Origin of the sequence: Rhizobium albus, assembly GCA_030160035.1 — a bacterium.
In the GTDB taxonomy this organism is placed as follows: domain Bacteria; phylum Pseudomonadota; class Alphaproteobacteria; order Rhizobiales; family Rhizobiaceae; genus Georhizobium; species Georhizobium albus.
Map to the genome: position 1 here is coordinate 606,765 of BSNO01000001.1, position 21,340 is coordinate 628,104.

A 21,340-nucleotide genomic window follows, 5' to 3' on the forward strand; every position below is an offset into this window, starting at 1 on the left:
AAGGCTCGGAGGAACATCATGGCCGTCACAGTCGCGCGCGAAGGATCCATCGCTATTGTCCGGCTCGACAACCCGCCGGTGAATGCGATCGGGCTTTCGGTGCGCCAGGGGCTGATGCGGGTGCTGGAGGAACTGGCCGATGCTTCCGATCTCAGGGCAGTGGTGCTGACCGGATCGGACACGATCTTCGCTGCCGGCGCCGATGCACGCGAGTTCGACGCGGATCCGGTGGCGCCGCATCTTCCCGATATTCTGGATGCCATCGAAAATGCGCCGCAGCCCTGGATCGCCGCGCTGACGGGCGCGGCGCTCGGCGGTGGCTGCGAACTGGCCCTTGCCTGCCGCAAGCGGATCGCCGGCCCGAAGAGCACGATCGGCCTGCCGGAAGTGACGCTCGGCGTCGTGCCGGGTGCTGGTGGCACACAGCGGCTGCCGCGCCTGGTAGGTCTGGCCGCCGCACTCGACATCATCGCGAACGGTCGGACCTTGAAGGCCAAGGAAGCGCTCGACGTGGGGCTGGTCGACGAAATCGCGGAGGATCCGCTCGCTCGGGCACGGCAGATTGCCGAGAGCGAGGACCTGTCGGCGATCGTGCCTCTGTCGCAGCGATCGCAGGTGGCTGACGATCAGGCGGCGATTGATGCGGCCAGGGAACGGGCAGCCAAGCGCATGCGCGGACAGGACGCGCCGCAGCGCGCGATCGAACTTGTTGCGCTTTCGAGCTCAATGCCGTTCGCGCAAGCCATGCTGGAAGAGCGGGAGACCTTCCTGACGCTGCGGCAGGGTGCGCAGGCCAGGGCGCTTCGGCATGTGTTTTTCGCCGAGCGCGGGGCAAAGAAGCCGGCGTGGGTGGAGGCGCAGCCGGTCGACGTGAAGACGGTCGTCGTCATCGGCGGCGGGACGATGGGTGCCAGCATCGCCTATGCGCTCGACAGTGCCGGATATGGCGTCGCGCTGGTGGAAACCGATGCGGATGCCAAGGAGCGCGCCAGCCACAATGTCGGCCGGTTGTTCAAGGACGCGGTGAAGCGTGGCCTGATGAGCGAGGCCGATGCCGCCCAGCGGCAGGAGCGCATCCAGTTGCTCGTCGGTTACGACGATCTGCCCGAGGCGGAACTGGTGATCGAGGCCGCTTTCGAAAGCATCGAGGTGAAGCGGGAGATCTTCTCCACGCTGGACCGCGTCATGCCGGCCCACGCGGTGCTCGCGACCAACACGTCCTATCTCGACGTCAACGAGATCGCCGCGTCGACATCGCGGCCGGAGCGGGTTCTCGGACTGCATTTCTTTTCCCCGGCTCATATCATGAAGCTGCTGGAGATCGTTCGCGCCGACCGGACGTCACAGGAGGCGCTGGCAACGGGCTTTGCCGTTGGTGCCAAGCTGCGCAAGATCCCGGTGCTTGCCGGCGTATGCGATGGCTTCATCGGCAACCGCATTCTGTTCCGTTACCGGGAGGAAGCGGACATCCTCATGATGGATGGTTCGCTGCCCTGGCTCATCGACGAGGCCATGGTGGATTTTGGCATGGCGATGGGTCCCTATGAGGTGCAGGATCTTTCGGGCCTCGACATTTCCTACGCCCAGCGCAAGCGTCGCGCACCGACGCGTGACCCCAATCGGCGCTATATACCGATCGCCGATCGCATGGTGGAAGAAGGCCGGCTCGGGAAGAAGGTCGGCGTCGGCTGGTACCGCTATCCGGGCGGGGGTGGCTCCGTCGTCGATCCACTGCTCGAGGATTTAATTACGGAAGAGGCCCATTTCGCCAAGGTTACGCGCCGTGACGTTTCCGACGCGGAAATCCGTGAGCGGCTAACGCTCGCCATGATCAACGAAGCCGCCGACATCCTGCATGAAGGCATCGCGGAAAAAGCGGCTGACATCGACCTCGTGATGATCCACGGCTACGGCTTCCCGCGCTGGCGCGGCGGCCCTCTCCACTACGCCGACACGCTGGGCGCAGCCGCCATCCTCGCCCGGATTGAAGAGCTCGAAAGGCAGGATCCGGTCATGTGGAAGCCGAGCCCGCTTATTCGCGAATTGGCGAAGACGGGCGGGCGGTTCGGTGATGTGAAGCGTGGGTGAATGCCGGGACGGCGACTGATGCGCCTTCGTTCTTCGTCTATCCGATATCCAGCAAGTGGCGCGCGCTTTGGTTATAGAGCGTGGTGTTGTTGCCCGAATTGTGCTCGCCCTTGTTCTGGCGCTCCTTCATCAGCGCGATGGCGCGCTGCACGGCCGGGCGGGCCTTGATCGTTTCGCGCCAGCGCTTCACTTCCGGGAACGGGTCGAGCGATACGTCGAGGTTCTTGGCAATGAACGCCCAGGGGAAGGCCAGCATGTCGGCGATGGAATAGCTGCCGACGATGAACTCGTCCTGGCGCAGGCGCCGTTCCAGAACCGCGAGCGAGCGCTCATATTCGCCGCGATAGCGCTTCAGGGCGTAATCCTGTCCACCGGTCGGTCCGAACATGCGGAAATGGGCCAGCTGGCCGGCCATTGGGCCCTGATTACCGGTTTGCCAGAAGAGCCATTCCATCGTCTCCTTCCGGGCGATCGAGTCGTTCGACATGAACCGCCCGGTCTTTTCGGCGAGGTACCAGAGAATGGCGCCGGATTCGAATACCGGGACGGCTCCGCCGTTGCCGCTATGGTCGACGATCGCAGGCATCTTGGCGTTGGGACTGATCGCCAGAAATCCAGGCGTTAGCTGGGCGCCGTGGAAAATGTCGAGAAAGCGGGCCTGGTAGGGCAGGCCGCATTCCTCCAGCATGATCGCGACCTTCCACCCGTTGGGTGTCGGGGCGTAATAGAGATCGATCATCGCGCCTCTCCCTGATCGCAAATGCGAGGCCTTGCCGCCTTCGTCTTCTTATCAGGTTCGAGTTGCGCGCGTCAGGCGTTGCCGCGGGCTTCGCGCCAAAGCCCGAGCTTTTCCTGCACCGCGCGATCGGAATAGGAGAACAGAACCGTTTCCTCGGCCGGTTCATGGACGATCGTCTTCCAGGAGGGGGCGACGAAGATATCCTGCGGACCCCATTCGATGACCGCGTCGCCGATCCGGCTTTTGCCGCGGCCTTCGACGCAGACGAAGATCGTGGCATCGGTCGAGCGATAGGGGGTCGTGGCACCGGCAGCGAGAAGCTGGATGAAGGTCGCGATCGTCGGCATGGCGAAGCCGCCATCGAGCGGGTTCGTGTAGCGCAGCTTGTAGCCGTGGCAGGGGTCCGGATCTCCGCCCTTCTTCATGGCCTCGAGTGTCGCGCGGCTCTTTTCGTACGGGTAGTTGAAAATCGGCGAGACGTGGCCGCCGCGTGGCGCGTCGACGGGCATCAGATTGTTGCCGAATTCGTTGTAGGATTGGCCGGTCTGACGCGTGATCTGCTGCGCATCCTCGCCAAGACCTTCGGCAAAGGATGCGTCGAGGAAGGAGACGAGCGGAATGTCGAGGCCGTCCAGCCAGAACATCGGCTCGTCGGTTTCGTTGCCGTGGTCGTGCCAGGCCATCTGCGGCGTAATGACGAAATCGCCGTACTGCATCACGGTCTTTTCTCCGTTGACAGCGGTATGGGCACCGGAGCCTTCGAGAACGAAGCGCAGGGCCGATTGCGTATGGCGATGGGCCGGCGCCACTTCGCCTGGCAGCACCAGCTGCACGCCGGCATAAAGCGAGGTCGTGACCTTGGATTCGCCGCGCAAGCCGGGATTTTCGAGGATGAGCACCCGCCGTTCGGCCTCCTTGGCGGTGATCAGTCCGCCGGCCTCCATCATGGCTGTGCGGATTTCGGAAAACTTCCAGCCCACGGCCTGGCATTTGGAGACCGGTTCGGGCGTGACGAGCGCGCCGAGGACCGTCCAGAGCGGCGTCATGTTCTGCTTGTCGATCCTCTCGTAGAAGGCGCGGCGCTCGGGCGTATCCTGCGGCTTGGGGTGCATTGCTGTTCTCCTCTAGAGGCGGGCGAGCGCCTGGCGGTCGAGCTTGCCGGTTCCGGTCTTCGGCAGTTCCGGCAGGTAGGTCACGATGCGTGGATATTTATAGGGCAGCAGGCGCTGCTTCACATGGTCCTGTAGAAGCTTCGTCGTTGCGGCGTCGGGTGTGAACCCATCGCGCAGCCGGACGAACGCCTTCAGGGTCATGCGCCGGTCGTCCATCTGGTGTGCGAGCACGGCGCACTCATGGATGTGGGGATGTTCGGCGAGGCACCGCTCCACTTCGAGCGGCCATACCCATTGGCCGGATACCTTGATCAGATCGTCGGCCCGACCCTGGAAGAAGTAGAAGCCGTCCTTTTCGATAAAGCGGTCGCCGGTGTAGAGCCAGTCGCCGCGCATGGTCTCGGCAGTCTTGTCTGGCCGGTTCCAGTAGCAGGGCGCAGTCGAATGGCCGCGGACCCACATGACCCCTTCCTCGCCAGGCGCGACTTCGCGGCCGTCCTTGTCCTTGAGCAGGATTTCGTAGCCGGGAACGCGCTTTCCGGCCGACCCGATGCGCTTCTTGTCGGGAAGATTCGACAGGTAGATGTGCAGCACTTCGGTCGAGCCGAGGCCTTCCATGACATCGAGCCCGGTGAGGCCTTTCCAGGCGTTGAAGATGTCTTCCGACAATGTCTCGGCGGCAGAGACGGACAGGCGGATCGAACCGAGGTCGCGGTGATCAACGTCATCGGCGCGGCAAAGCGCGGTGTAGAGCGTCGGCAGGCCGAAGAAGATCGTGGGGCGGTAGTTCTCGATCGTAGCCAGGATCCTGTCCGGCTCGGGCCGGCCTGGCATGAGAAGGCTGGTCGCGCCGGCTGCGAACGGAAATGTGATGCCATTGCCGAAGCCATAGGCGAAGAAGAGCTTCGGCACGGAAAAGCAGATGTCGCCGGGCGTGACGTCCAGGAAATGCCGGGCGTAGCTCTGCACCGTGTACGCCATGTCGTGCTGGAGATGGACGATGCCCTTCGGGCGCCCGGTCGAGCCGGACGAATACATCCAGAAGCACATATCGTCCGGGCCGGTGTCGGCTACGGCAAGGGTGTCGCTCTGGCCGCTCACGAACTCGCTTCCATGGACGAAGCGCTCGTCGGGCGTCGCACCTTTGCCATTGGCGATCACGATGTAATCCAGCGCGACACCGGCCAGTGCCTCGTCTGAGAACTTGTCGACGAGATCCGCTTCGCACAGCGCGATCCGGGCGTCGGTATCAGAGAGAAAGAAATTAAGGAGGTCGGGCGTCGTCAGCGTGTTGAGCAGTACCGGAACGAAACCGGCTCTCACGGCACCGAAGAAGGCGGCCACGAACACAGGTGTATCGTCGAGGAAGAACGGTATCCGGTCGCCGCGCTTAAGCCCTGCCGCGACGAAGGCATTGCCCCAGCGCGAAGCCGAAGCGCACAGTTGTGCATAGGTCAATGTACCCGCTGGACCGGTTACGGCGACGGCCTCGGGATTGCGATCGAGATTGTCGAAGAGGATCGCCGATGCGTTCGGATGATCTTCCTTGATGAAGCCGATTTCCCGGCCGCCGGATGTGTCCCCAACGGGATCGGTGATGGGAGAGATCGTGGCTGCGCGGATGGCTGTCGCACTCATGCCGTGCTCCTCATTTTCGAAGCTTCGTATTTGGCCATGAAATTCGGCGCGAGCAGGCGCAGCCTCGCCATGTCGATGCGGCCGGATCTGGTGATGTAGTCGAAGCCGAAATCCAGCGGCGCCAGCGCCATTTTCTCCGCAAACCGGTCGTACCACTCAGCCGAGGTGTTTGCCGCGGTGACGATCTTCTTGGCGATGGGCAACCGCTCCTGCTGATAGGCGGCCAGCGCGTCGTCGAGCTTCTCATGGGCATCGAGCGCGCGGGCGAGTGCGATGGCATCTTCCATGGCAAGCCGGGTACCGGAGCCGATGGAGAAATGCGCCGTGTGCGCCGCATCGCCCAATATGGCGCGGTTGCCGCTGACCCAGCGCTCGCACCAGAGCTTGGGGAAGCGCCGCCAGACCGAACGGTTGGTGATGAGGCGCGCTCCGCCAAGCGTGGTGGCAAAGATTTCCTCGCAGATCCGCGCAGAGGCTTCCTCGTTCAGCCTGTCGAAATCATAGGCTGCGAAAGTTGCCGCATCGCATTCGACGATGAAGGTCGAGCGGTCGGGCGTGTAGCGATAGTGGTGCGCGTTGAACGTGCCGCGCTCGGTTTCGATGAATGTCTGGGTCAGGGTGTCGAATGGCCGGTCGGTACCGAACCAGGCAAAGCGATTGTCAAAATGGTCGAGTGTCGTGCCGAACGCATCCTCGTCGGCTCGGCGGACGAGAGAATTCAAGCCGTCGGCGCCGACGACAAGATCGGCTTCCAGGGCATCGAGATCGGAGGCGGGCTGTCCGAACAGCAGTTCCACGCCTTCGGCGCGCGCGCGCTCCTGCAGCAATTGCAGAAGGTGGAGCCTGCCGATCGCGGCGAAGCCGATGCCGTCGATGACCACGCGCTCGCCCTGCAGCACCAGCGTCATGTTGCGCCAGCGCTCCATATGCGGCGTGATCAGGTCGTGGGTCTCCGGGTCGTCCGACTTCAGAAAATCGAGCGCCTGATCGGAAAAGACCACGCCGAAGCCAAAGGTCGCATCCGACGCGTTCTGCTCGCGAACGACGATACGCGCGCCCGGCATCCTTCGCTTGAGCAGGATACCCGCATATAGACCGGCCGGGCCGGCACCGATGATGTCGACTGTGGAAAGCTGCAACTCGCTCCGCCTCCTCTCCTGCGATACGAGCCATAGATATTGACAGTGAGGCTAACCAAGGATTGCATCATATGCAAATAATTTTACGGAGCGGAAATGACCGCTGAGACTTTCAAGACCGACGTGACGGTCAGCTTCGGTCACTGCGACCCGGCGGAGATCGTATTCTATCCCAACTTCTTCCGCTGGTTCGACGCGGCATTCCATTCGTTCTTGGAAAGTCGCGGCTGCGGGCAGAAGCGGCTGAAGCACGACCTCGGCACCGTGGGAACAGGCCTCATCGACGTGGGCGCGACGTTTCGCTCGCCGGTGACGTTCGGCGAAACGCTGACGCTGTCGCTGACGATCGTCGAGTGGACGAGCCGCACCGTGAAGGTCACCTATGAAGGACATGTCGGAACGCGTCTGGCCTTTACCGGCCATGAGGTGCGCGGTCTCTTCATGGCGGAGGAGGGCGGTCGGCTTCGCGCGGCGCCGATCGAGCCTTTCAGGCAAATGCTGGAGCGCGGCCGTGGCTGAGAGCGACGAGCAGGGCATTGCGACCGAAGCGACGGGCGGCATCCAGTCGCTCGACGCGGCGCTGCGGGTCCTGCTGGCCATGGGCGAGATGAAGGGCGCGGTGGGGCTTTCGGAACTTGCCCGCGCCTGTCATATGCCGGCAAGCAAGGTGCATCGCTATCTTGCATCCTTCATTCATGCGGGTCTCGTTCGGCAGAACGGCCGGTCGGGGACCTACGATCTCGGGCCTCGTGCGATCGATCTGGGATTGGCGGCCCTCGGGCGGCACGATTTCGTCAACTCCGTCGCCGAAGGGATGCCGGAGTTGACGGCGCAGACGGGGCTGACCTCGCTTTTGTGCGTCTGGGGCAATTCCGGCCCGACCGTCGTGCGCTGGGAGCGGGCAGCATCTTTTATCGTCACGTCGCTCGGGCTCGGCACGACCTTGCCTCTGCTGACATCCGCGACCGGCCGTGTCTGCCTTGCCTATCTGCCGGCTCAAGTAACCGAACGGCTGCTGGAGGCCGAATTGGAACGGGCCACGGCCAGCCCACGGATTTTTGACGGGCATCTACCCGATCGATCCGCGATCGCTGCGCTGACCGGTGAGATTCGCCGTCGGGGCTATGCCACGGTGGATGGGCGGTTCATACCGGGACTCGTGGCCATGGCCGCACCCATCCTTGATTGGCAGGGCCAGGCGCAGGCGGTCGTGACGCTGATCGGAGCCGACCCTTCCAGCATTGTCGAAGGGTCGGAAGCGCTGTCTTCCCTAAAGAGCTTTTGCGCCCGCGAGGCGGTTCCGGCTGGCAAGCCGACTGGCATCGGCTAACGACTGCGGATGGAACGATATCGCCCTCGTCGTCTTTTCGTCACGCAAATCAGCACCTATGTGGTTCGAACACTGAGAGCATCGAGGAGGCCCTGGGCATGGACGCTAATGACAAGAAGGCAATCGAGGATCTGTTTGACCGACTGACCGAGGTCGAGCGTCAGGGTATGGCGCGCGACGGGGAGGCCGAGGCTTTCATCCGCGACCAGATCTCGGTTCATCCCGGTGCGCCCTACTACATGGCGCAGACGATCGTGGTGCAGGAGCAGGCCCTCCAAGCGGCTCAGGCGCGTATCGAGGCGCTGGAGCAGCAACAACAAAGCGCGCCGGAGAGTGGCGGGTTTCTCGGCGGACTCTTTGGCGGCGGGCAGCGGCCTTCCGGCCGGGTCCCCAGCATTCCGCGCCGAAGTGCAGCCGGTGCCGTGCTGCCGCAAAGCGCTGCTTTGGGTGGACGAGGCGCTGGCGGCGGTGGCTTTCTTGCCGGTGCCGCGCAAACCGCAATGGGTGTCGCTGGTGGCCTGCTTCTCGGCAACATGATCGCTGGCGCCTTTGCCGGCGATGAGGCTGCCGCAGCCGAAGAGGTGCCGGCCGACGATGTGCCTGCGGACGATTTCGGCGGCGACGACATGGGCGGCGATTTCGGCGACATGGAATTCTAACCGCTTCAGCCCGGCTTTCCCGACTGGACTGAAGCAGCTATCACAGTGCGCAGCATAGGCGACCGGGAAGGTCGTGCGGAGCTCTTGCAGCATGACTGGTCCGGTGGACGATCCCGCGGTTGACGAAATCCCGATGGATGGCGACCGACGCTTGCGTCGGCGTTTCCTGAAACGGCGCAAGAAGAAGCGGCCGCGGTTTTCGCGCATACTCGAGGGGCTCGCTGGCGATCCGACGCGTCAACGCGTGTCGGTCGGCGACATCATTTCGGCGATGGGCGATCGTGCTTTCGGCGCGCTCATGCTTGTGTTCGCGCTCCCCAACGCGATCCCGACGCCGCCGGGAACATCAGCCATTCTGGGCGCTCCGTTGGTCTTTCTGGCCGCGCAGATGATGTTCGGGCGGCGGCCCTGGCTGCCGCAGTTTATCGCCAATCGTTCCATGGCACGGCAGGATTTCGCGACGCTCGTCGGGCGTCTGGGGCCATGGCTTTCGAGAGCGGAAAAGCTGCTGCGTCCGCGCCTCAGCACCCTCACGCTGCCGCCGATGGAGTACCTGATCGGCTTCGTTTGCCTGATCCTGTCGCTCGTGCTCGTGTTGCCCATCCCGCTAGGCAACATGCTGCCCGCGATCGCCATCAGCATCTTCGCCTTCGGCGTTCTCGAGCGGGACGGTGTCTGGACGATCGCGGGCCTGATCATGTCGGCCGTCTCGCTCTTCGTCGCGGCGGGCGTCGTCTATGCGCTGCTCAAGGCGGTGTTCTACCTTATCGCCAACGCTCTACACTGAGAGCAGAATCTTTGCCGAGCACAGGTTCATGGCCGGCCCTCCATGGTAGCCTTTCGTCGCCGCAGTGCCCGAGCCAGGAAATCGCAAAGCGTGCGAACGCGCTGCGGCGACTGATGGCCTTGCGCCGTCAGCACCCAGATGAACGTATCCATCTCGCGCCGCACGGAGCCAATGCGCATCAGCCCGTCGCGCGCATCCCCCATGCAGCACGGCATGATGCCGAGCCTGCGGCCGCTCAAAAGCATCGTTGGAACGAGCGCAAAGCTGTCGGCGCGAAGAACGATGCGTTCGGGTTGCACGTTGTCGTTGATCCAGCCATGAGCGGGTGAACCGGCGAGCGCCTCGCCCAGCCCGACCCAGGCGCACTGCTCGGCAAGCGGGTCGTCGGTGTCGGCGAACTCCGCTGTGGCGCCATAGAGCGCAAAGGACAGGCCCGTTATACTACGACCCGTCAGCCATTGTGGCGGGGCGCGTGAAGGACGCACGGCGATGTCGGCCGCGTAGCGAGCGATATCCAGCTTGGCGTTGGTGACATGCGTTTCGACAACGATATCGGGGTGCAGCGTCCCGAACTCCGCAATCATGTCTTCCAGGCCGCACAGATAGATCGTGTCCGTGGTCGTCAGTGTGACGCGGCCTTCGAGGCGTCGGTGCCGCCCAAGGACCTCCTGCTCAATCTCCGACACCGAATGGCTTACCGAGCGCGCGATCTCGACAATCGCATGGCAAGTCGGCGTTGGGCGATAGCCAGACTGATCGCGATCGAAGAGCTTGACGCCATAGTGCTTTTCCAGCGCGCTCACGCGGCGAAGCACCGTCGTATGGTCGACATCCAGGGCCGCGGCGGCAGCTTTGGCAGAGCCACCATCCACAACGGCAAGTACGAACCGCAGGTCGTCCCAATTGGCAGAATGCATAATCGCACAGCCTGACTGCATTGCTGCAAATTGTCGAGCTTAGAAGCGCGGTCTACAGTCACTTAGGCGATATTGTCTTTAATTCATCAGTTGAGCCGGAGGATGATCGATGGTCAAGAAGTTCAACATGGCCCTAGCCTGCCTTCTGATCTGCACGGGAGCGGCCAGCGCTGATGAGATCGAAGAGCGTCAGGCGCTGATGAAGCGCAATGGCGACACCATGAAGATCCTGGCGCCGATGGCCAAGGGCGAGGCGCCGTTCGACCAGGCGGCGGCCATGGAGGGCTTCGAGCATTTCGTCGACACCGCCAATCGTCTGCCGGATCTGTTTCCCGAAACGTCGCAAACTGGCGGCGATACGGAAGCGAGCCCAAAGATCTGGGAGGATCAGGCTGGTTTTCAGGCGCAGATCGATGCATTTCGGGAGGATGCAGAAGCGGCCGTCGCTGCCGCGCCGGCAGACCTCACGAGCTTTCAGGCAGCATTCGGCGCGGTTGCCGAGAACTGCGGCGATTGCCATGAGACTTATCGCATCGAGAAGGAAAATTGACATTTCTCTGCCGGGCCGCGCTCGAATGTAACAATTGCCGTGCGCAATCCTGAGTGGAGGCCCGTTGATGGACAGGTGATGCCGACCCGACCCGGGATGGTGTTCCAAGCTGGGTCGAACGAGGGGTCTCCGCCCGCTCCGCGAAGGCCGGTCGCGCGAAGTTAAGCTTGCCCGTCAACGGGTTGTTCTTCGTCCCAGAAGGGGAATTTAGCGTTTTAAAATGTCAATCATGCTGACTTACTTAATGCTTATGCACCCACCACCGGTGGCAGCACGATGTGTACAATCCGCGAACTGTCGAAGGCCAGAATAGGCCGGTTAATCACAAATTAACAAACCCGTTTACAGCGAATTCTGCCGCGCGTAATATGCTGAATAGTTGAGACAGCGGGGGTTCAACATGTCGGCGATTTCTATCGCGTTCGTCGACGATCATCCTATCCTGTTAGAGGGGATCGTCAGCGTTTTTTCACGCAGTAATGAACTGAATATCGTTGCCAAGGGCTACACCACAGAAGACGCACTGAAGATTGCCGAAACGCACTCTCCAGACATACTGGTCGTCGACCTGAGTATGCCCGGCGATATCTTCGAAGCGATTTCAAGGATCTCGGGACGACAGGCCAATACGAAGGTCATTGCCTTCACAGCGGCCACGGGTATCGATCAAGCAGTTCGGGCGCTTGATGCCGGGGCAAGCGGCTACGTTCTCAAGGGCAGCACGGCAGACGATCTTCTGAATGCCGTCCATGCGGTCCGAACGGGCGAAACGTTCATCACCCAAGGCTTTGCCGGCAAGGTGATTGCGGCTCTGCGCAACGCGTCGCTTCGCAAGGCTGCGGCCCAGGCCATCAAGCTCAGCATTCGCGAAGAGCAAATCGTGCGGCTTCTCATGCGGGGTCGTACCAATCGCGAGATCGCCGAGCAGCTCCACATCAGCGAAAAGACGGTCAAGCACTACATGACCGTGTTGATGCAGAAGCTGAACGTGCGCAATCGCCTCGAGGTGGTCATCGCGGCGCAGAAGCTGGGCGATGTTGTCGATCCCGGAGCTGCCGCAGCTTCGGCGCATCAGGCCTATTTGAACTGATCCAAGCATACGCCGTCGAAAGACATGTGGGGATGTCTCTCGGGGTGATGCTGGTCGGCCAGTCGGGCCTAAAATGCTCCGGGCAGGCGAAGAGACATTTCGATGAGGGCGCCGGCGTCATGAACTGGTGCCCTTTTTCGTGCGGGGAGCGGTTACAATGCCCTCAGGCGCGGGTGACCGGGGCGATTGCGATTGCGAGAAAGACCCGATCAGGGCTCGGCACATTGCCTAAAGTTGCGGGATATGCGCCGTGATGCGGGTGCCGCCTTCGCGTGAGCTTTGTACATCGAGGCGGCCCGCGAAGGCGCGGATGCGGTTGCGCATCCCCTTCAGGCCTAGCCCCTGCGAGGCGGTGGCGCCCTTGAAGCCTTCGGCTGCGTGAGCGCTCATGCCGGGTCCTCGATCGGACACGACCAGCTCGATTTCCTCGGCGTTGGAATGTGCTGCCACATGCTGGCCGGCGCCCCCGGCATGCTTGACCGCATTCGACAGGCCCTCCTGAACGATGCGGTAGGCGCAGATCTTCACCGGGTGAGATACCGAGGACGGGAGCGTCCCGATGTCGGTAGCGACACTGGTGCCGGTGAGGTTCTCATGTCGGTTGACGGCGAGTTTCACCACTTCTGCCAGCGAAAGATGTTCAAGCTCGGGGAGAGAGAGGCCGGCCGAGACGGTGCGGATCTCGGTCATGATTTCCTCGGCCAGCGCGATGATCTCGCGGTCGCTCTCGGCTCGCTCTTGTGCCGTCATGTGCCCCTCGGCGAATGTGCCGGATCGCGCTCCAAGCTTCAGGATGAGCAGGCTTAGCAACTGCACGGGGCCGTCATGCAGATCTGAGCCGATGCGCCCGAGCAGCGTTTCATTCGTGCGGGTAGAGTCGACGCGCGCCTTGTCGGCGCTGCGGCGCAGCCGCGCATTCTGGGCGGCCAGCTCATTGGCTTCCTGAAGCTGAATGCGCAGCTGCAGATCCTGCGCTTCTATCCTCTTGCTGCCGCGTCGGACGAGCACATGCAGCAGTCCGAGCATCGGAACCGCCGTCACGGCAACGAGCAACCACGTCCAGGTTTCCAGGCGCCTGATCTCTGCCTGCAGCGACGTCGCCTGCTGGTAGAATTCGCCGACGGCAACGATCTCCCCGGTGTCGCGATCGCGCAGCGGTGTGTAGATTTCCACGAGTGGCACGCCGACTTCCACCGGACTTTCGGCATCGTCGTTCTGGCTTTCCTCGTAGCTGGTCACGACGTGACCGGCAAATGCATTGGCGAGATCGTCGCTCGTCGATCGCAGGCCGATATTTGCCTTCTCGTCGCTGAAGATGACGATGCCGTCGCGGTTCCAGATTTTGACGGAGACGATCTGCCTCTGATCGACATTGCTGTTCATTCGGCCGTCGATCTGCCGATGCACGTAAGGGGGGAGGGTCCCCTCAGGTGTCATGTTCTGCACATAGCGCTCCAGAAAGCTCTCGATATAGACCGCGCCGAACTCGCCGGCGGATTTCAGGATCGCGTTTTCCAGCCTGCTGTTTGCCCAGTAGCCCAGAACGAGCATGAGCGTGAAAACCACTGCCGTCGCACCGAGCATGAACTGACTGGCAAGGGGACCTGGGAAAAGCGTCCGCCACACTGTTCGCCATAGCGATACGGCCGTTCGCGCATGATCGCCACTCGAGCTGATCGGCCCCGCAGAGGTCCTGGACGTGGCGCGCTCAGGCATCCGGTGCGATCCGAGGCGAGGCAGTCATCCTGCAAAGTCCCCAAGTGAAGTCGGCTGCATTTCCCATGTTTTATAGCACAAAGTTTAGCGAATGATGGATCGCGGTGGCGCGCAACTGGCGTCTCAAGTTGCGAAGCAGCAAAAGCGCTTGCTGTCATCGGACCAAAGTCGGTGATCGTCTCTCCTCCAAGGTCGAAATTCGTTCCCTCCGAAGTCCTTCTACACCGTTCGACCTTGTGTGCTCGTCACGAAAGCGGGCGCAGGGGATGATCATGCCAGGCTCAGCTAGGTTCCGATTGGGGGAAACGATCGGAACAGGCCGGCTCGGGAGCGAGCGTTTCCGGGGATCGATGGAGCCAGGAAACTCGAGCGTGCTGGACTAGGGGCACGCCATCCGATGGAGGGCAAAATGGCCGTTAAACTCAATCTCGCCGACCTGGAGTTCATCCTCAAGCAAATCAAGATTGCGGAGGGCAACTCCACCGCGCATTCGGGCACGAACGCCCGTGAGTTGACGGACATCTACGTCGACGCGCTGGGCAATGTCGTTCCGCAAGGGACGCCCGGCGCCGTGCTGGCGATCCCGGATCCAAAGACACCGTTCGGTCTGCGCACGGTCGACGGCAGCTACAACAACATTCTGCCGGGACGCGAATTTTGGGGTGCCGCCAACCAGCCGATGCCGCGCCTCTTCGAGCCGACTTTCATCAACGACAATGACGGCGACAGCCTCGATCTCAACGGACCCGGTCCGGGCGGCGTTCTTCAGAACGGCAACTATGCGCCGGGCTCGAGCGTCGTCGATGCCGATCCGCGCACGATCTCCAACCTCGTCGCGGATATGTCGATCAACAACCCGGCCGCGATCTTCGCCGCGCTGGTTTATGCAGGATCGGAAAATCCCCAGGCGGATCTCGAAGCGATCCTGGCGCGAAAGATCACGCCGACTGCCGCAGCCGAAGCGCTTGCTGCGGCCCAGCTCGCCGTCGATGAGGCGACGGACCTGCTGACGCAGGCCATCGCCGAATTCTCGCCGACCGATCCGACGACGATCGACACCATTCAGGACGCCGCTATCGATCTCGCCGAAGCGGAAGCAGCACTTGCCGAAGCACAGGCGGTCGCCGCCGATCCGCAGGCCGCGATGCGCGCGCTGGCGGAAGAAAAAGGCATCACCTTCAACGGCAACACGATCGACATCCCGAACGTCGCTCCCGACGAAGGTCTTTCGGCACCGTTCAACGCCTGGATGACGTTCTTCGGACAGTTCTTCGACCACGGTCTCGACCTCATCACGAAGGGCGGTTCCGGCACGATCTATGTGCCACTCGCTGCCGACGACCCGCTCGTCACGCACGGGCCGGACGGTATCGCCGGCAATGGCGACGAGGTGCCGGCATCATCGCAGTTCATGGTCCTGACCCGCGCGACGCCAGTTGCCGGCCCCGGCGGCGTCCCGACCCAGACCAACGTGACGACGCCGTTTGTCGACCAGAACCAGACTTATACGTCCAACGCGTCGCATCAGGTCTTCTTGCGCGAATACACGCTTGTCGACGGTGAGCCGATGGCGACTGGCCGGCTTCTGTCTGGTGCGGATGGCGGCCTGGCAACCTGGGCGGATGTGAAGACGCAGGCTCTGAACCTGCTCGGCATCCAGCTCTCTGACATGGACGTATTCGCCGTGCCGCTTCTGCGAACGGACGCCTATGGCGAATTCATTCGCGATGCCAACGGCTTCCCGCAGGTCGTGCTCTCTCTCGGCCCCGACGGCATTCCGAATACGGACGATGACGGCGTCGCCAGCGGAACGCCTTCGAACCCAGTCGTTCTTCACACGCCGGTGGCCGGCGTGCCTACGCCTCTCGGCTCGGTTTCACCCGTTCGAACGGCGAACGCTTTCCTCGACGATATTGCACACAATGCCGTGCCGAAGCTCCTTGTCGATCACGACCGCAATCCGGCGACGCCGCAGGTCGCAGTGACGCCCGATGAGGACGATGTCGCCGGCAACGTGATCGTGCCGAACGGGTTTGGCGTCAATCTCACCTATGACGACGAACTGCTCGACCGGCACTTCATCACGGGCGATGGTCGCGGCAACGAAAATATCGGGCTGACCGCCGTTCACCACATCTTCCATTCGGAACACAACCGACAGGTCGATGCGCAGAAACTCACGATCCTGCAGAGCGGCAATCTCGCCTTCATCAATGAATGGCTGACGACGGATCTGCCGCAGGGCACGGTCCTGCCGACCAATCTGGCGCAAGCACAGGCTCTGGCCGCTCAGTTGAACGCGACTGCTGCATGGGACGGCGAGCGTCTTTTCCAGGCGGGCCGTTTCGCCACGGAAATGCAGTATCAGCACCTGGTCTTCGAAGAGTTCGCTCGCAAGATCCAGCCGAACATCGACGTCTTCGTGTTCAACAGCATTCCGGACATCAATCCGTCGATCTTCGCCGAATTCGCCAACGTGGTTTACCGCTTCGGCCATTCGATGCTCACGGAGAACATGCCGCGCATCGACGCTAACGGGAACCCGTTCAACGAAGACGTCGATCTCGTCGAGGCTTTCCTGAACCCGGTCCTCTACGACAACAACCACACGATTTCGCATGACGAGGCGGCTGCTGCCATCGTGCGCGGCATGACGATCGAGCGCGGCAACGAGATCGACGAGTTCGTGGTCAACGCGCTGCGCAACAACCTGCTCGGCCTGCCGCTCGACCTTGCGGCCATCAACATCGCGCGCGGTCGCGATACTGGCATGCCATCGCTCAACAATGCCCGCGAGCAGCTTTATGCCGCCAGCGGATCGACATTCCTGACGCCCTATACGAGCTGGTCGGAATTCGCAGCCAATCTAAAGAACCCGATCTCGGTCGTGAACTTCATCGCAGCCTATGGCAAGCACCCGCTGATCGTCGGCACGATGGAAGAAAAGCGCGCCATCGCTCTGGAGCTTGTTCTCGGCGTCGACGCCGACGGGTTCCCGACCGAAATCGCCGACCGCGCGGAGTTCCTCAACAGCACCGGTACCTGGAACGCCGCCAATAGCGGTCTCAACGACATCGATCTCTGGATCGGCGGCCTTGCCGAAAAGAAGATGCCGTTCGGCGGGATGCTCGGTTCCACCTTCAACGCCGTCTTTGAACTGCAGCTGGAAAACCTGCAGGATGGTGACCGGTTCTATTACCTCACCCGCACGCAGGGCCAGAACTTCCTCAACGAGCTGGAGCAGAACTCCTTCTCCAAGATCATCATGGCCAACACGGCCCTTGCCGATCCCGGTCCAGACGGCATCCGCGGGACGTCCGACGATATCGTGCAACGCCATATCGGCGTCGATTCCTTCGCCCGGTACGACTACGTTCTCGAGGTCAACGAAGCCAACCAGGCCGATCAGAACGGCGACCTGGCGGGCAAGGATCCGGTCGGCCAGGACGCCTATCTGGAAGCCATGGGCCTCGGCAAGGTCGTGCGCAACGATCCTGGTACCGTCGGTCCCGATGCGAACTATCTCCGCTTCTTCGGCGGCGAGCACGTGGTCTTTGGCGGCACCAACGGCAATGACACGATCATCGCCGATTTCGGGGATGACGGCATCTGGGGCGATGCGGGCGACGACCGCATCGAAGCGGGTGCAGGCGTCGACCTCGTCAATGGCGGTGCCGGCAACGACATCATCACCGACTCCGGCGACACGGGCGACTTCCTGAAGGGTGAGGAGGGCGACGACGTCATCGCCAACTCCAACGGCCTCGATATCATCATGGGTGGATCGGGCAAGGACGCGGTCTTCGTTGGTGTGGATGCGACCGAAGTCTTCGGTGGCCAGGGTGACGACTTCATCCTTGGCGGCGACGACATGGACTTCCTCATGGGCAATGAGGGTGACGACTGGATCGAAGCTGGCAACGGCTTCGACACCACGGCCGGTGACAACTCCGAACTCTTCTTTAACTCTGCCATCAAAGGCCACGACGTGATGTTCGCCGGCAATGACGAGCACGATTTCGACGCCGAGTCCGGCGACGACATCATGGTCCAGGGCGAAAGCGTCATGCGCAACGAAGGCATGTTCGGCTTCGACTGGGCGATCTTCAAGGGCATGCAGTTCGACGGCTATGCCGACATGCGCATCCCGATCTTCACCACCGAAGCGGAAGACATCCTGCGCAACCGCTTCGACAAGACCGAAGCGCTGTCCGGCTGGAACAACAACGACACGCTGATCGGCGACGACCGCGAGTTCGGTGACATCGCTCCCGGCGACACGGTCGCGACAACGGAGAACATCTTCTTCCAGGACGATCTCACGCAGGCCGGTGTTGACCGTATCGAAGGCCTGCGCGAATTCCTCGGCGATCTGATCGCTGCGCCTATCGGGGCGACTCCGGAACAGCGCGAACTCGAAATGGCCTTCAACCGTGGCAACATTCTCCTCGGCGGCGCCGGGGCGGACAGGCTGCAGGGCAATGGCGGCGACGACATCATCGATGGCGACCGCTGGCTGAACGTGCGTATCGCGATCCATCTGGGCGTTGATGGCTCGGGACCGGAAGCCGCTTCCGTCGACACGATGAAGCATGTCTTTACCGCCGCCGAAGTCGCGGCCTTGGGGCTTGGTTCACAATGGGCCAACAAGTCGCTCTTCGAACTGATGGTCGCCCGGCAGATTGCCCCGGCCCAGATGAAAATCGTGCGTGAAGTGATCGACAGCAACGACTCCACTTCGGTCGACGTTGCCGTCTTCAACGACGTGATCGAAAACTACACGATCACGCACAATGCCAATGGCAGCGTGACGGTGACGCAGAACGTGGTGAGCGCTGTCGTCAATCCGCAGACGGAACGCAACCTCGTTTCCGACGGTACGGACACTGTCTGGAACATGGAGCAGCTGCACTTTGCGGGTGGCGAGGTCTATTCGGTCGCCCAGGCGGCACAAGGTGCTCCGGTGCTCAGCAGTGCGACGCCGCGGCAGGGTCAGGCGATCACCGCGGATATTTCCGGCATCACCGACCTGAACGGGCTCACCGGTGTCGTTCTTGAGGTGCGCTGGCAGGTGCTGGTCGACGGCGTCTGGGTCGATATTCCCGATGCTACGGGTACGACCTTCACACCAACGGCAGCACAGGTCGGAAATCCGATCCGTGCGGCCATCAGCTTCACCGACAATGGTGGCTTTGCGGAAGAGCTCTTCTCTGCTCCGACCGACCTCGTCGGCATCGTCTACAACGGCAATGGCGCGGCCAACGCGGTGTCGGGCACGAACGGTTCGGACCTGATGAATGGAGCCGGCGGCAACGACGTGCTCAGCGGTCTTCTCGGCAATGATGCGCTGAATGGTGGCACCGGTAACGACACGCTGAACGGTGATGGTGGCGACGATACGCTGAACGGCGATGGCAACAACGACACGTTGAACGGCGGAACGGGCAATGACACGCTGAATGGTGGTGTCGGAACCGATACACTGAATGGCGGCGCGGATAACGACACGCTGATGGGTGATGGCGGCGCCGATACGCTTAATGGCGAAGATGGCAATGATGCACTCTTCGGCGGCACCGCTAACGACACCATCAATGGCGGCGCGGGCGATGACACCATCACCTGGAGCGTGGGCGACGGCCGTGACGTCATCGACGGTGGCGTCGGCGGCACCGACACCGTCATCATCAACGGCAACGCCACAGCGGAACTGTTCCGGGTCTACACGCGCCAAGCTTGGGACGATGTGCAGGGCAACAATATCGCTGCCCTGAATGCCAACACAGACATCGTGATCACCCGGAACGGAACTGGCGTTGGCGCAATCATCGCGGAACTCCGCAACATCGAGGAGATCGTCATCAATACGGGTGACGGGGCGGATACAGTGCTTCCGGTCGGCGATTTTGCACCGACGCAGCTCAGTGAGAACACCATCCGGGTGAATTCCGGCGTGGGCGACAAGACGATCGACATCTCCGGCCTCTTGTCATCGCACCGTCTGCATTTCACCTCGCTCGGCGGCAACGTGACGCTGATCGGGACGCTGCGGCCGCAAGATGTGGTGGTTCTCGCCCCCGGCGATGAGATCACGAGCTATGTGCTGACGACCAACGCGGATGGAACCAAGACGTTCGGCAACGGGACGAACTCGATCACCTTCACGGGCGATCTGCCGCCCCAGTTCCAGCAGGCGTCGCCGCCTGAGGATAATGACGACGAAACCGAGAACGAAGACGACGACGACAACGGCGTCGACGTCGGCGACGACGAGCACGAAGAAGGTGAAGACGCGGAAGACGACGACGACCCCGACGAAGATATCGACGGCTCCGATGAAGATGACGAGTCCGAGGACGGTGAGGACGACGAAAGCGAAGACGAGGACGAGGAATCGGAGTCAGAGGACGACGATGACGACGACTCCGATGAGGATGAGTCCGAGGACGGTGATGACGAGGAATCGGGGTCCGAAGACGAAGATGACGATGATGATGGCGGCTCCGAAGACGACGATGACGGCGATGCCGACCAAGGTACGATCGTCATCGGCGGCACCAATCCCGGCCAGATCATCGGCGGTCATGGTGCGGACATCCTGGTCGGTCGCGCCGTAGCAGACACGATCATCGGACTTGGCGGCGACGACAAGATCAGTGCTGGCGATGGCGAGGATGCGGTCTTCGGCGGCGATGGCGACGACACCATCCATGCCCATGGCAATCAGGACGAAGTTTTCGGCGGAGCCGGAAACGACCGGATCGATGGCGGCTGGGGCCATGACACGGTCTATGGCGAGGATGGCGACGACGTCCTCATCGGTGCCGAAGGCAACGACAAGCTCTTCGGCGGCGACGGCGACGACCTCTTCCTCGCCACGGTGGGCGACGAAGCTGACACGTACTGGGGTGGCGAAGGCATCGACACGATCGACTATGCCGCACTTACCGAGGCTCTGACGATCAATCTCGGCAACGGCCTCAACGAGCGGGGCAGCGTGACGACGGCATCGGGTGTCCGCGACGTCATCTACTCGATCGAAAACGCGATCGGCGGGGGCGGCAACGACACCATCATCGCCAGCGACGCGATCAACGTGCTCGACGGTGGCGAGGGGTCGGACGTCTATCGCTTCCTGTCCACGCTCGCAGCGGATGGCGACACGATCATGAATTTCGAGCCGGGCGACCGGATCGACGTCTCGGCGATCGACGCGAATGTGGGGGCCGCTGGAAATCAGCAGTTCCAGCTGATCTCAGGGGGATCGTTCACGTCGGCAGGCCAGATCAGGCAGAGCCATGTCGTGACGGATGACGGCGAGTTCACCATCCTCTCGGGCAATGTCGACGGCAACACCGACGCGGACTTCGAGATCGCGATCAAGGGCAGGCATCACCTGACCGACACCGACATCTTGAGCTGACAGTGCATGAGAAATGCCGATCCGCCGGTCGAGGAACCGGCGGATCGGACGCAAGAACAGGCAATCGATCCAAAGCAGTTGCCACTCTCCGGGGGTTCATTCGATGAACAAGACCAGCAAGAAGACCAATGCGGCCACGAGTGCCAAGGTGC

Annotated in this window: 14 protein-coding genes; 8 read left to right on the forward strand and 6 right to left on the reverse strand. The window is 62.1% G+C overall.

Annotated elements, in window-relative coordinates; all coding sequences use genetic code 11:
• Positions 1-18 precede the first annotated feature (18 nt).
• Positions 19-2,088 (forward strand): fatty acid beta-oxidation multifunctional protein, encoded by a 2,070-nt coding sequence (locus QQL76_RS02920; protein WP_499206297.1) that lies wholly within the window; start codon positions 19-21, stop codon positions 2,086-2,088.
• A 37-nt stretch (positions 2,089-2,125) separates the two neighbouring features.
• Here QQL76_RS02920 and QQL76_RS02925 read toward each other — a convergent pair whose 3' ends face one another.
• The 4 genes from QQL76_RS02925 to QQL76_RS02940 form a co-directional block, all read right to left on the reverse strand.
• Positions 2,126-2,827, reverse strand: coding sequence for a glutathione S-transferase family protein (locus tag QQL76_RS02925; RefSeq protein ID WP_499206298.1), 702 nt, complete (start codon positions 2,825-2,827; stop codon positions 2,126-2,128).
• Positions 2,828-2,898: 71 nt separating this feature from the next.
• On the reverse strand, positions 2,899-3,939 hold the full coding sequence (gene gtdA, locus QQL76_RS02930; protein ID WP_499206299.1) for a gentisate 1,2-dioxygenase: 1,041 nt from the start codon (positions 3,937-3,939) through the stop codon (positions 2,899-2,901).
• Positions 3,940-3,951: 12 nt separating this feature from the next.
• Entirely contained in the window at positions 3,952-5,577 is a 1,626-nt protein-coding gene (locus tag QQL76_RS02935) for an acyl-CoA synthetase family protein (protein ID WP_499206300.1), read from the reverse strand.
• Positions 5,574-6,716 (reverse strand): FAD-dependent monooxygenase, encoded by a 1,143-nt coding sequence (locus tag QQL76_RS02940; protein WP_499206301.1) that lies wholly within the window; start codon positions 6,714-6,716, stop codon positions 5,574-5,576. The genes QQL76_RS02935 and QQL76_RS02940 overlap by 4 nt, the downstream gene beginning before the upstream one ends.
• A 96-nt stretch (positions 6,717-6,812) precedes the next feature.
• Here QQL76_RS02940 and QQL76_RS02945 point away from each other — a divergent pair, with 96 nt between their 5' ends.
• The 4 genes from QQL76_RS02945 (at position 6,813) to QQL76_RS02960 (ending at position 9,492) form a co-directional block, all read left to right on the forward strand.
• Positions 6,813-7,235 (forward strand): acyl-CoA thioesterase, encoded by a 423-nt coding sequence (locus QQL76_RS02945; RefSeq protein WP_499206302.1) that lies wholly within the window; start codon positions 6,813-6,815, stop codon positions 7,233-7,235.
• Entirely contained in the window at positions 7,228-8,046 is an 819-nt protein-coding gene (locus QQL76_RS02950) for an IclR family transcriptional regulator (protein WP_499206303.1), read from the forward strand. The genes QQL76_RS02945 and QQL76_RS02950 overlap by 8 nt, the downstream gene beginning before the upstream one ends.
• A 98-nt stretch (positions 8,047-8,144) precedes the next feature.
• On the forward strand, positions 8,145-8,705 hold the full coding sequence (locus tag QQL76_RS02955) for a DUF2076 domain-containing protein (RefSeq protein ID WP_499206304.1): 561 nt from the start codon (positions 8,145-8,147) through the stop codon (positions 8,703-8,705).
• 91 nt (positions 8,706-8,796) lie between these two features.
• Positions 8,797-9,492: an exopolysaccharide biosynthesis protein gene (locus QQL76_RS02960; protein WP_499206305.1), complete on the forward strand. Its 696-nt coding sequence runs from the start codon at positions 8,797-8,799 to the stop codon at positions 9,490-9,492.
• Between the two features lie 26 nt (positions 9,493-9,518).
• Here QQL76_RS02960 and QQL76_RS02965 read toward each other — a convergent pair whose 3' ends face one another.
• Positions 9,519-10,409 carry a LysR family transcriptional regulator gene (locus QQL76_RS02965; RefSeq protein WP_499206306.1) on the reverse strand — a complete coding sequence of 297 codons (891 nt, stop codon included), beginning with the start codon at positions 10,407-10,409 and terminating at the stop codon, positions 9,519-9,521.
• Between the two features lie 109 nt (positions 10,410-10,518).
• Between QQL76_RS02965 and QQL76_RS02970 the strand changes: the two genes are divergently transcribed.
• Both QQL76_RS02970 and QQL76_RS02975 read left to right on the forward strand, forming a co-directional pair.
• A complete protein-coding gene (locus QQL76_RS02970) occupies positions 10,519-10,959 on the forward strand; it encodes a c-type cytochrome (RefSeq protein ID WP_499206307.1) in 441 nt (146 codons plus the stop codon).
• A gap of 400 nt (positions 10,960-11,359) precedes the next feature.
• Positions 11,360-12,049, forward strand: coding sequence for a response regulator transcription factor (locus QQL76_RS02975; RefSeq protein ID WP_499206308.1), 690 nt, complete (start codon positions 11,360-11,362; stop codon positions 12,047-12,049).
• A 228-nt stretch (positions 12,050-12,277) separates the two neighbouring features.
• Here the strand turns inward: QQL76_RS02975 and QQL76_RS02980 are convergent, their stop codons facing one another.
• On the reverse strand, positions 12,278-13,615 hold the full coding sequence (locus tag QQL76_RS02980) for a sensor histidine kinase (RefSeq protein ID WP_499206309.1): 1,338 nt from the start codon (positions 13,613-13,615) through the stop codon (positions 12,278-12,280).
• 559 nt (positions 13,616-14,174) lie between these two features.
• Here QQL76_RS02980 and QQL76_RS02985 point away from each other — a divergent pair.
• On the forward strand, positions 14,175-21,188 hold the full coding sequence (locus QQL76_RS02985; protein ID WP_499206310.1) for a peroxidase family protein: 7,014 nt from the start codon (positions 14,175-14,177) through the stop codon (positions 21,186-21,188).
• Positions 21,189-21,340: the final 152 nt, after the last annotated feature.